The 12,405-nt window shown below is 63.2% G+C and carries 6 protein-coding genes; 2 read left to right on the forward strand and 4 right to left on the reverse strand.

Features of this window, described 5'->3' with window-relative positions; translation table 11 throughout:
* The first annotated feature begins 63 nt into the window (after nt 1–63).
* Together BM216_RS13500 and BM216_RS13505 are read left to right on the forward strand one after the other, a co-directional pair.
* On the forward strand, nt 64–1,023 hold the full coding sequence (locus BM216_RS13500) for a siderophore-interacting protein (RefSeq protein ID WP_092999689.1): 960 nt from the start codon (nt 64–66) through the stop codon (nt 1,021–1,023).
* A 407-nt stretch (nt 1,024–1,430) separates the two neighbouring features.
* Nucleotides 1,431–6,089: a beta strand repeat-containing protein gene (locus BM216_RS13505; RefSeq protein ID WP_092999690.1), complete on the forward strand. Its 4,659-nt coding sequence runs from the start codon at nt 1,431–1,433 to the stop codon at nt 6,087–6,089.
* 34 nt (nt 6,090–6,123) lie between these two features.
* On the opposite strand, the gene BM216_RS13510 is transcribed toward BM216_RS13505, so the two are convergent.
* From BM216_RS13510 to BM216_RS13525, 4 genes are read right to left on the reverse strand one after another with little or no spacing between them, the layout of a single operon-like run.
* Nucleotides 6,124–8,346 (reverse strand): site-2 protease family protein, encoded by a 2,223-nt coding sequence (locus BM216_RS13510; RefSeq protein WP_244530167.1) that lies wholly within the window; start codon nt 8,344–8,346, stop codon nt 6,124–6,126.
* Nucleotides 8,343–9,728: an efflux RND transporter periplasmic adaptor subunit gene (locus BM216_RS13515; RefSeq protein WP_092999691.1), complete on the reverse strand. Its 1,386-nt coding sequence runs from the start codon at nt 9,726–9,728 to the stop codon at nt 8,343–8,345. The genes BM216_RS13510 and BM216_RS13515 overlap by 4 nt, the downstream gene beginning before the upstream one ends.
* A 3-nt stretch (nt 9,729–9,731) precedes the next feature.
* Complete coding sequence (locus BM216_RS13520; protein ID WP_092999692.1) at nt 9,732–10,487, reverse strand: efflux RND transporter periplasmic adaptor subunit; 756 nt, start codon at nt 10,485–10,487, stop codon at nt 9,732–9,734.
* A 15-nt stretch (nt 10,488–10,502) separates the two neighbouring features.
* Nucleotides 10,503–11,969 (reverse strand): TolC family protein, encoded by a 1,467-nt coding sequence (locus tag BM216_RS13525; protein WP_092999693.1) that lies wholly within the window; start codon nt 11,967–11,969, stop codon nt 10,503–10,505.
* Nucleotides 11,970–12,405 lie beyond the last annotated feature (436 nt).

Consider the following 12,405-nt stretch of genomic DNA (forward strand, 5'->3'; position numbering starts at 1 on the left):
CTTGACTTCATAAGTCATGAATGATTTTAGTCCGGGCACAGTACGATTTTCCGGACAGCCACCATGCTCCACCAGACCAAAGGCCGCATCACCCGTGACAACGGAGCCGCGATCGACGCGCTGAAGAAGCGCGCGCTGGAATGGGATGTGCCGCTGACGGAAGAGGCCAAGGGTTTCTGCTTCCACGTCTGGAATTCCAAGGCGACGCTCATTCCCGACGAGATGGGCGTGTCGATCGAGATCTCCTCGCCGGAACAGCGCCTGCTGCAGACGCTGCAGGGCAGCCTGACCGAACTTTTCGAGGAATGCCTGCTCTGCCCGAAATGGGACGAGGTGGCCGAAGGCGCGCTGGCGCCCGGCATGTCGCTGATGCAGGTCGTGGCTGTAACCAAGCGTTCGGAGGGCTTTACCCGCGTTCGGCTTGAGGGCCATGATGCCGAGCGCTTCGGCACCGGCAGCTATCATTTCCGTCTTCTGATCCCCCGCAAGGGCCGCCCGCCGTGCTGGCCGCGCATTGCAGCATCCGGCCGGACGGTCTGGCCGGAAGGTGACGACGCCTTGAACCGCCCCTGCTACACGACGGTCGCCTATGGCGAGAACTGGCTGGAATTCGACATATTCCGCCATGACGGCAGCCCGACCTCCGACTGGGCCGCCGAAGAGCCTGTCGGCCGCACGGTCGGCATCATCGGCCCGGGCGGCGGCGCATGCCCGGAAAACGACAATCTCGTCCTGTTCGGCGACGAGACCGCCATGCCCGCCATAATCCGCATGCTGCAGGAGGCCCCCGGAAACGTTCGCGCCTTCCTTCAGGTACGCCGCGAAGACCTCTGCGAACTGGCCGCCGACGCCCGCGTCTCGCTGGTGGAGGATATGGGCAAGGCCCTGGAAGAGGCCGAAATTGCCGACGGCGCCTATGTCTGGTTCGCCGGCCATGCCGACAAGGCAAAGGCCGCCCGCGCCCATCTGATCGCCCGCGGTGTCGCCAAGAAGGATTTCACCGCCGCCGCCTATTGGAGCTGAGGCAGACAACTCGCTCGCAGCCGATCAGCGGAAGCCGCGATATCTGGAGCGTTTCCGCTTTTTCTCCGAAACGCGAAATCGCTCTGATCCTTTGATCTTACGCAGTTCCAAACGCAAAACCGCTACGCACTTCTGCCGGAACTGTTTGAACGCCGATGCGCCGAATTGCGGCAGACGCCGAACCGATGCTGTGCAGGCCGGGCTGATCACCAACCGCTAATTCTCCACTCCAGATTGATCACGACATGTCGCCCCACGACGAGCGACGGCCTTCGGCTGCGGGTGTGTTCGAGAGAAAGCCAGTCTGAGGCAAGCAAGCGGAGGTAGAGCACGTCGTACATTGGCGCGATTCGACCTCGCTCGAGAATCGATGCCTTTTTCAGCTATCGAGGAGGAGTATTTTTTTCATGACGACCACCATTCCTTCCCTCAGCACCATTCAGATCAAATCCCTTTCTTCATCCGCCATTGCAGCCTGGACCACCGAAGACGTAAAAGCGCTTTCTTCGTCCCAGATCGCCGCCCTCTCCTCGACGCAGGTGAAGGCCCTGTCCGCCGGCAACGTCGCCACGCTTTCCACGTCGCAGATCTCCTCCATCGCGTCACGAGCCGTTGTCGGATTGAGCCTCGACCAGATCGCCACCCTTTCGGCGGAAAAGATCGCCGGCATGGGCTCACTGCAGGTCGGCGCCCTGACCACGTCCCAGCTGAACGGTTTCAGCGTGGAGCAGGTGGAAGCACTGACCCCGGCACAGATTGCCAAAATGAGCTCCGCGCAGATCGGCGCGCTTTCGCCGGAGGATCTCGCCACCTTCTCCCGTGACGATATCGCGGCAATCTCTCCCTCCGCGGTCCGCGGCCTCACCACAAGCCAGTTGGCGATGCTGACGAGCCAGCAGATCGGGGCGATGAAGCCGACCCAGATTTCCGCCATGTCGACGACGCAGGTGGCCGCACTCTCGACCGAACAGCTCGGCGCCTGGAACGCTACGCAGATCGCTGCCTTGACGGCGACCCAGGTATCCGGCCTCACGTCCGCCGCTGTCGAAGCCCTCACTCCCAACCAGATTGCCGCCATCAGCGCCAAGGCAATCGGCGGCCTGACGAGCGCCCATATGATGGCGCTGAGCAGCGAGCAGGCCGGAGCGCTGACCACGACGCAGATCGCCGCCCTCACCGCCCGCCAGATGACGGCGATCAGCGAGACGACCCTGGCCGCCTTCTCGCCGTCGAAAATGGCGTCGATCAGTGCTCTCGCCCTGTCCAGCATACCGGCCGGCAAGATTGCCGATCTGACGCCGGAACAGGTCGCGGCGCTGACGCCGACCCAGATCAAGGCGCTGAAACCGGCGCAGATCAGCGCCATGACCACCGCCCAGACGGCCGCGCTCACCACGACGCAGCTTGCCGTTCTGACCTCCTCTCAGCTCGCAGCCTTCGCGCCGGCCAATGTCTCCGGCTTCACCAATCAGCAGCTTGCCGGCATCAATCCCAAGGCCACGTCCGGCCTGACGACCGCACAGATCGGCGCGCTGAGCACATCGCAGATCACAGCCTTCACCACGGCGCAGGTCGCTGTCCTGACGGCCAAGCAGACCACGGCGATGAGCCTAGAGCAGCTGAACGCGCTCTCGCCCACCCAGATCGCGGCACTGACGCCTTCGGCCATTGCCGGCCTGTCGGCGCAGGCGACCGCCAGCCTGACCCTGGAGCAGACCGCGGCGCTGACGCTCGCGCAGCTGACAGCGATGAAGTCCCCGCAGTTCAGCGCACTGACACCTGAGCAGGTGGACATTCTGAAGCCGGCACAGATCGGTGCCCTCAACGCATCGCAGATCGGTGCATTGCCGCCGGAAAGCCTGACGGCGTTTTCGCCGGCACAGATTTCGTCGATCAGCACCAAGGGCATAGCCGGCCTGACGGCGGCACAGCTGGCGATACTGGATCCCAGCCAGATCGGCGCCCTGACGACGGCGCAGATGGGCGCGCTCAGCGCCAGGCAGACGGTAACGCTCACCCCTGCCCAGGCTGAATCGCTTTCTCCCACGCAGATCGGCGCCATCACCCCGACCGCCATCGCGGGAGTGACGCCGGAAACGATCGCCTCCCTGACATCGGAGCAGATCGCGGCGCTGAAACCGACCCAGATTTCCGTTCTGAAGCCCGCTCAGGTCGCCGCATTGACCGACGTCCAGCTTACGGCGCTGACCACGAGCCAGATCGGCAGCCTCAGCGCCGCGCAGGTCGCGACGATCACGCCCGAGAAGCTCGCTGCTCTCAGCGGAACGCAGATCGCCGCCTTGAGCACCAAGGCCATTGCAGGCCTGACCAAGGATCAGATTACCTCACTCGATCCCAATCAGGTGGACGCCTTCACCAAGGCGCAGATCGGTGCGCTGACGCTCGCCCAGGTTTCCGCGCTCACCGCCGAGGCGCTCGCGACCTTCTCGCCGGAAGAGATGGCGGCAATCAACGCCAAGACGATACCGGGCATACCGCTCGAGAATGTCCCGACATTGAGCGACGATCAGGTCGCCGCCCTGACCAACGCCCAGATCACGGCCCTGACGCCGTCCCAGATCGCCGCGATGACGCCATCCCAGACGGCAAGCCTGACAGCTGCCCAGATCAAGCTCTTCAGCGCCAGCCAGGCCGCGGCAATCACCGTAGCGAACCTTGAGGTCATGTCGGGCGACCAGATCGCCGCCTTGAGCACCAAGGCCGTGGCCGGTTTCTCCACCACGCAGATCGCCGCCCTCAGCACGGAACAGGCCGAGGCCCTGACCTCGGCGCAGGTCGGCGTTCTCACATCGGCCCAGCTTGCGGTGCTGACGCCCGAGGAGCTGGCGACATTCACGACACAGGACATCGCCGCGATCAACGCCAAGGCGATTGCCGGCCTGTCGCCGGAAAGCATCGCCGCCCTGTCGTCCGCACAGATCGCAGCGCTGACCTCGACACAGGTCGCGGCGCTCTCCGCCGACCAGATCGACACATTCACTCCGATCCAGACGGAAGCCCTGAGCTCGGCGCAGATCAAGGCGCTCACCGCGGCTCAGGTGGCAGCCCTGTCGACGGACAGCCTGGCCAAGCTTACTCCGGACCAGATCGGCGCCATCAGCGCGAAGGGCATTTCCGGACTGACCAGCGCCCAGATCACGTCGCTGAGCCTCGCTCAGGCGGAGGCCCTGACGAGCACGCAGATCGGCGGCCTCACCTCGTCCCAGATTGCGGCGCTTACGGCGGACGAACTGGCGACATTCACGCCGGAAGAGGTTGCCGCGATCGGCACCGGCGCCCTGGCCGGCTTGACCGCGGAGAACATCGCCGGCCTTACGATCGCCCAGACTTCCGCTCTGAACGCCGCACAGATCGGCGCGCTCACGTCGGCCCAGTTGCAGGCGCTGACCCTTCCGCAGGTCCAGGCTCTTTCGACGACGCAGATCGCGGCGCTCACAAAGACACAGATCGGCGCCCTGCCTGTGTCTTCCGTCGGCGGGTTTTCCTCCGAACAGCTTGCCGCCATCACGGCTGCGGGAATAACCGGGCTGACGGGCGACCAGATCAAGGGACTGGCGCCGAGCCAGATCGATGCCCTCTCCTCCACCCAGCTCGCGTCCCTCACCGCCACACAGGTCGGCGCGCTGACACCGGTGCAACTTGCAACATTCTCGGCAGCCGAGATCGCGATGCTGACACCCGCGGCCCTGGCCGGAATGGCTCCGGAGACTTTCCAGTCGATGTCCGGCGAGCAGCTTGCCGCGATCACCACCGCGCAGGTCGCTGTCCTGACCTCGGCGCAGCTCACTGCGCTGAGCCCGACGCAATTCTCGCTGCTGACGACGGCACAGGTCGGCGCGCTGACGGGAACACAGATCGCGAGCCTGCCGTCGGATCGCATTGCCGCCCTGTCCTCCGAACAGATTACGGCGCTCAGCGCCAGCGCGCTGGCGGGCCTGACGCCGGACCAGGTCGGTCTGCTTTCATCCGCACAGCTCAATGCGCTGACCAATGCGCAGGTCGCCGCACTGACCTCGAAGCAGACACCGGCCCTCACGGTGGAAAAGATGTCGTCGCTCACGCCGGCCAAGATAGCCGCGCTCAGCCCGGCCGCCCTCGCCGAGCTGAAGCCCTCGACCATAGCAGGGCTTTCGCTTGAGCAGATCGGCGCCCTGACGACCGCCCAGATAGCATCGTTAAAGCCGGCACAGATTGCGGCGCTGACCCCGACGCAATTCGGTGCGCTCACCACGACCCAGGTCGCGGCCTTGACCGGCACCCAGATCGCCGGCCTCTCGACGGACAGGATCGCAAGCCTGACGGTGGCGCAGATCGGCGCACTTGGCGCGACGGCGATTTCGAGCCTGACCGCCAGCCAGATTTCCGCCTTCAGCCCGGCCCAGATCGGCACGTTCACGACAGCTCAGGTGGCCGCGTTCACGGCGACCCAGGTCGCAGCGCTCGACCCGGATGATATCGACCAGCTGACGCCGGCCCATATCGCAGCGATCAGTGCCACCGCGATGACCGGCATGTCGCCGGTAACGCTGGCGACGCTCGATGCCGAGCAGACGACCGCCCTGACCGCGGCACAGGTCGCAAACTTCAGCTTCTATCAGATCCAGGGGCTGAACGACCTCCAGGTGGGCGTGTTGACCGGCACGCAGATCGGCGCGTTCAACCCGATCCAGATCGCGGCCTTCGGTACCGACAAGCTGGCGCTGCTTTCACCGGAAGCGGTGGCGGCCTTCAGCGCGAAATCCATCGTCGGTCTCACCACCGCCCAGGTTTCGGCACTGACGCCCGCACAGGCGGCGGCCCTGACCTCCGCACAGGTCGCGGCGCTGAATTCCTCGCAGATCGCCGTTCTCAGCACGACACAACTGGCCCAGTTCTCGCCGACCGACATAGCCTCGATCAGCACCGCCGCCTTGCCGGGCCTGTCCACCACGCAGATCAAGGCGTTCAGCAAGGCTCAGCTGCAGGCCATAACGCCGACGCAGATGCAGGCGATGAATTCCGAACAGATCGCCGCCATGGCCTCTGCCTACGAGGCGTCTTCCTGATAGAGAGACGTGTCCGCCTGCCAGGGCGGGCGCTTCAGAAGCCCGCCTCGCGGAACAGCACCATCAGCACACGGCGCCAGGCGCGGGCCGCAAGGCTGACGCCATCGCCGTCGAGCAGGAGCACGCCCTGGACCGATCGGCCGGGCGCGAAGGTCTCGTTAGCGACCCTGGCCATCACCGCGTACTGAGCGGTGATCGGCACGAACCTCTGCCGCTTGCCCGCGGCAGCCGACGCCGCGGACGGATGGACAGCGATCGCCCCATGATAATGCGAGGTCAGTTGCGGCACGTCGATTTCCTGTGCGCCCGTCTCGGCGATCGCGAGCAGCGTGACGGGCGACTTTGACAGCGAGAGATCGTCCGGGATGAACCAGCCCGACGCGTTTGCCGCAAGTCTCGTGCTGTCGTTACCCGCCACATAACCGCGCGCGATCGAGCCCGCACCGGCTGACAGGAACACGACCTGTTCGCCACGCCCGACCCATTGTCCGGGCAGGACTTCCGGATTGACATCGGTGATCGTGCCGTCGAATGGTGCGGTGACGACGAGCGCTGCCCGCCTTTCCTCCAGCCCCTGCCGCCTGGCCAGGAGGCCATTGAGCTCACTGGCTATGCTGCTGCGCTGTGCGAGATCCTCGGCATTGGCAACGATGCGCGCGAGCCTCAACCGCGCAAGCTCGATCTCGACATCGACGATCCCGATTTCCTCGCCGATCTCGGGCGCATCGATGACGAATAGCATGTCGCCGGTCTTGACCTTCTGCCCGGCCGTAACCTCGATCTTTTCGACCCTCCCGGGCTCCCTTGGATAGAACCGCGCGAACTGCTGCGGATAGATCACGGCCGGTGCCGAGATCCGTGTCGAGATCGGCAGGAAGGCAAGGACCAGAAGCACGAGGAGGATTGACGCCGTCACATAGGTCCGACGGCTTCTGACGATATCGCTGCGCATGGCCCACCACTCCTTCACTTCCATGATGACGGGGCGAAGAATGAAAAATCCGATTTCCACGATAAACAGCAGGATGCCGATGAGCTTGATCGTGAAGTGATAGACGAGAAGCGCGATGCCGAGATAGAGCGTTATCCGGTAGATCGCGGTTGCTATCGCATAGAGTGTCAGGATCACGTCAAGCCGCGGTGGAAACGCTTCCGGCGCCGGATAGCCGGGACGGAACAGAAGCTCGCGCAGCCGCCACCGCATGTGGCGAAAACCGCGAGGCTGGAGATTTTCGACGCCGAGCAGGTCCGCGAGGATGTAGTAGCCGTCAAACCGCATGAACGGATTGAGATTGACCAGCAGGCTCAACACCACGCCGGTTGCCGCCAGAACGAAGATCGCGCTTCGTAACGGGCCATCCGGCACGAAGGCCCAGGCGAGCAGGGCGTAAGCGGCGACAGTCAGCTCCACCAGCATGCCGGCGGAATCGATCCTGAGCCGCTGCCAGCGCGATTTCAGCTTCCAGGCATCACTGACATCCGTATAGAGCAGCGGCACCATGACCATGAAGGCGACGCCCATGGTCGGGATGCGGCAGCCGAAGCGATGCGCCACATAGGCATGACCCAGCTCGTGCAGGCACTTGATGAAAACGACCGACAGGATCGAAATCGTCGCGCCTTCCCAGGAAAAGACGAAGGGGAAGGTGCCGACAAAGGCATCCCATTGGCGCGAGACGAGATAGAGGCCGGCGAGACCGACGATCGCCGAGATGAACCAGAACGCCTTGCTGAAAAGGAAGGCGACGTGAGGCCAGGAGTTGCGGATGAACCGCTCGGGCCTGACCAGCGGGATCTTGAAGAACAGGTAGTTGTGAATGAGCCGCATGAACCAGGAATGGCGCTGCTGTGCCTTCTGGTGGAGAGCCCGCCACGCACCGCGGGTCGGCTGCACCAGCAGCAGGTTATGCTCCAGCATGCGCACGACCGTGCCGATATCCTCGACCGTCAGGCGATTGCCGAAGCGGCTGTCGATAATCTTCAGGAGGTTGCCAACCGTGCCGCCGATCCGCCAGGAACTTAAAACCTGGAACATTTCATAGGTGATGCGGAAGAAGCGGTTGCGGATCGGATCGAACACGACCCAGGTCGGTGCGCCGGAATAGCTCGCGCCGACCCGCATGATCTGCAGATCCTCGCGCAGCGCCGGCAGCGGCGCGTCGCGAGGCTGGATCATCTGCGGCTGGCCGACTTGCGACTGGCTGGTTTGAGACTGTCCGATCTGCGGCTGGCCGATCTGCGGTTGGGGGATCTTCATAGGCCGAACCGCTGGCGGATGACGGAGATCGGCTTGCGGAACAGGTAATAGGCAAGCGCCACCTTCTGTCCGCTGATCTGCGCCGTGCCGCGGATCCCGAGCCGCATGCCGTGTGGCTGCTCGTCGAGCCTTGCATAGATGCGATAGGCCAGAATATCGCCTTCGATCAGCCGCGCCTCGAAGGATGCGGCGACCACCTCGGCGCTGGCCGGCTTGAGCGGATCGGAATCGAGGAAGGCCCGCACCTTGGCGCCGGGCGCGACGGCAATCGCGTCTGCGGCAGGCACGTCGATCCTGAGCTGCATGCGCGTCGGATCAGCCACCTCCATGACCCGCTCGCCGGTCGTCACCGGCCTGCCGATCCAGTCACGCCGGTCGGTATAGATGGCGATACCGTCGGAAGGCGCCCGCACATCGGAGCGCTGCAGCATGTCGCGGGCATAGTCGCGCTTGGCGGCGGCGACCGTCAGTTCGCTGCGGGTAATGGCAAGATCGGCGCGCAGTTTGGGATCGGATACCGCACCTTGCGTGACCTGCATCAGCTTGGCTTCGGCGACGCGCACATCCTGCTCGGCGACCGCCAGTTCGTTGCGCAGCGTCACATCCGACATCTTCAACAGCGGATCACCCTGTTTCACCGCCTGGTCCGGATTGACCGCAATGCTCTCGATGACGCCGTCCATGGGCGCCGCGATGATGCGTGGTGCGATCGGTGCGACTTCGACCGGCGCCAGAACCATCATCGGTACGGGATAAAAGCCGAGCGCTACGGTTGCCAGGGCAGCAGCGGCGATGAACGGCTTGATCTTGATGCGGCGCTTCAGCCTGCGTTCGCCGGCAAGGGCCGCCCAGGCGTGGGAATAGGTCTCGGACAGCCGCCGGGCGATCAGCAGGTCCTGTTCGTTCCACGGCACGTCGCGGGCAAGCAGCATGCCGCCGAACACCGTACCGCCGCGCAGCTTGAAGGGAAGCCAGGCGATGAAACCATAGGGAAAGTCCTTGTGCTCCTCGTCACCCGGCGGGCAGAAGGCGGGCAGCGCAAAATCAAGGGCTGATCCGAGCCCCTTCTCGCTGCGGGAAATCCCCTTCACGATCGCCTCGATCCAGCGGATGCGCGGCGAGTTCCTGTCGACGCTGCCGACCGAGGTGACCGCCCTCACCAGAAGGTTTTCGTTTCGCCCGGCCAGCACGAAGACCTGCCGGCACTTGGCGATGCGGATCGTCTCGTTGGCGATGAGGAAGGCAAGCTCGCCGACCGTCTGCGCCTGCCTCGCTTCAGCTTCCACCCTCAGGAGGAGATCATAGGCTTTCACTGCCCCGCCCGCATCCGGAACCGGGGCTCCCTGGGATGGTCTGGCCGTAAGCTTGACGTCTCGAGCCATGCTTTATCCCCCCGATGCGGGGTTGAATTCGGTCGGGCCGCTCATGCCCGGGAGAATGCCTATCGTATCGTCCGAAAACCGCCCCGTCACCTTCACGGTCTGGCTGACGGGATCGACAATGGCCGCGATCCGGACGACCTCGGCCTGTTTCTTCTCGCCGGTCTCGTCGATGGTGATCGAGAACCGGCTGCCGGGTTTCAACCAGCGAAGCCAGCTGGACGGCAGCAGTGCCTCGATTTCAAGCTCGCCCTCGCTGACGATCTGCATCAATGGCTGATTGGGTTCGGGGATTTCATGTTCATGCGCCCGCATGAAGGCGATCCGCCCGTCATAGGGAGCCCGGACGACGCAGCGCGACATCTTGCTCTGGTAGGCTTCCAGTTCTGCCGCGGCCTGATCCATCTTGGCACGCGCCATGTCGACTTCGAAGGCACCGACCGCCTTGGATCGCGCCAGCCTCGCGGTATTTTCCTGCGTGATGCGTTCCGCCCTCAGCACGGCTTCGGCGGATTTCACCTGCGCTGCAAGATCGGCACAGTTAAAGGCGACGAGCACGTCACCCTTGGAAAAATGCTGCCCCTCCCGGAAAGGGAGGGATGCAATGGGAAAGATCAGGTCGGTCCCGATCATCGCCTCGTTCACCGACTTGACGATGCCGCGCAGGGCTTCTCCGCCCCCCTGCGCATATAGTGACCCGGGACTCGCGGACGCTGCCAGAAGCACCGCAAGAACCAGTCCCTTTCCATCGCATGCTTGCACGTCGCACTCCTTCGCTTACTTGGTGGCGACCACCTCGATCTTTGCCGGACCGCCGGTATCGGTCCACATCGTCCTCAGCTGCGTCGCGATATTGTCCACGCTCTGCGTCGTGGTGAGCCCGGTCGGGAACGGATCGACGCCGAGCGATGCGTAGATATTGGCATAGGCGTTCTGCAGGTCGGCATAGGCCATATCCAGCTTGGCATCGGCCAGAAGCGCATTCATCTCCTCACGGATGAGGATCTGCTCACTGGTCTTCTGCGCCACGGTCTCGTCGCGCACCTGTTTGAGGATGCGATGCGAGACGTTGGAAAGCGCTGCCGCCGTTCCGTAGGATTTGCTGAGGTGGGCATAACGGGTGCGGCTGATATGGACCTGGGTCATGATCGCCATTGCCACCGAAAGGGACCGCGCGTCGAGCACTTCGCTCTGCGCATCGATCTTCTTGTTGACGGCCGGCAGGGCCGCGAGCTTCATTGCATTGAAGCTGACCTTGGCGCCCCAGGACAGCCAGTCATTGGTGGCGATGAACTCGTTGGAGTCGTAGTTCGTGCCGGCATAGACGTTGAAGCCCGGCAGGATGTCGAGAAGGGCCGCATTGACCTCCTTTTCGTTGATCCGCATGCGATAGGCGACCTCGCGCATCTCAGGCCTGTTCTCGGCGGCGATGCGGAACATTTCCGGCATATTGTTCGGCACCGACAGCTTGGTCCTGGTGCGCTTCGGTACGGTCAGCGTGAAACTGGTTCCGGGCGTGACGTTCATCAGCGCTGCGAGCTGGCTCTTGGCGACCATCAGTTCGCCTTCCAGCAACTCGACTTCGCGCTTCACCTCGATCAGCTCGCGCTCATAGGTCAGCGCGACGAGCGGCGAGCTTTCTCCGCCTGAAGAAAGACCGCGCGTATCACGCAATGCGCGGGCAACACGCCCTTCCAGAGCCCGCATGCGACCGACCAGCCGCTGGTAGCTGACCGCGCGCCAATAGGCCGTGCGGACATCCTCGACAACCTTGTTGACGATGCGCCGCTTCATCTCCTCCTGGATCAGCGTCTCGTCCGCAGCCTGCTTTGCCCGGACATAGGACAGGCCGAAATCGAGGATATTCCACGAGAAGGTGAGGTCGCTCGTATAAATGCTGTCATCGCGCGTCGAGGGTGTCGATGCATCGGCCTCGTTGCGGCCGGCATAGCCCGCGCCTGCGACAAGCTTGGGAAGCGCGCTGTAGGTGACGAGGTCCGCTTCGCGCATTTTCAGCGCAGCCTGCATGATCTCGACCTTCGTGTCGAGGTTGTATTTCAATGCCCTGGCCATCGCCTCATAGAGGTCGATGGAGCCGACGATCGGCTCTTGGTTGGCGGTCGCCCTCATCAGTTTTTCATTGGCGAAGACAGAATTCGCCTGGGGCGTGAACGGCTCCGTTTTCACCGTGCAGCCGGTTGCAAGCAACACGGCCGGCAAGGTCCAGATAAGCGGAAACTTCACTGCGTCACCTCGTAAGCAATTGCAACGAAGCCCTTGCGGTAAGCGATACAAGACAACGCGTGTTTCCAAACCAAATTGCTCCATCAAACCACAGATGGAGCGCTACGCGGTTCAGAAACCCAGGGCTTCATGATCATTTACAAATATGATTAACAAGCGCCTAAAGAGTTAGCGAAAGCTAACGTGCAGCCCGAATTTATCCTCCCGCGGTAGCTGCATACCCTTTTGTCATCAGCCGAAATGTCTCAATTTCCTGCGCATTTACACATATATGATTATTTGCTAAATTTTCGATATGAGAATTAGCCTTTTGTAAATAATCGGGGCTTCATTCTCGGAACTGTTAATCGGACAGGCCGTTGCTCGACTGTTTCGTTGGAGGTCGAGCGCCCAATCCGCGCGGCTTGTCAGCGTAGCAGAGCGGGAGGCAATGCGC

Source organism: Rhizobium sp. NFR07, from assembly GCF_900111905.1.
GTDB lineage: Bacteria > Pseudomonadota > Alphaproteobacteria > Rhizobiales > Rhizobiaceae > Neorhizobium.

Coding starts and splice junctions, on each gene's coding strand:
- BM216_RS13515 (WP_092999691.1), bottom strand. CDS start 9,728: ATGGCTCGAGACGTCAAGCTTACGGCCAGACCATCCCAGGGAGCCCCG.
- BM216_RS13510 (WP_244530167.1), bottom strand. CDS start 8,346: ATGAAGATCCCCCAACCGCAGATCGGCCAGCCGCAGATCGGACAGTCT.
- BM216_RS13505 (WP_092999690.1), top strand. CDS start 1,431: ATGACGACCACCATTCCTTCCCTCAGCACCATTCAGATCAAATCCCTT.
- BM216_RS13500 (WP_092999689.1), top strand. CDS start 64: ATGCTCCACCAGACCAAAGGCCGCATCACCCGTGACAACGGAGCCGCG.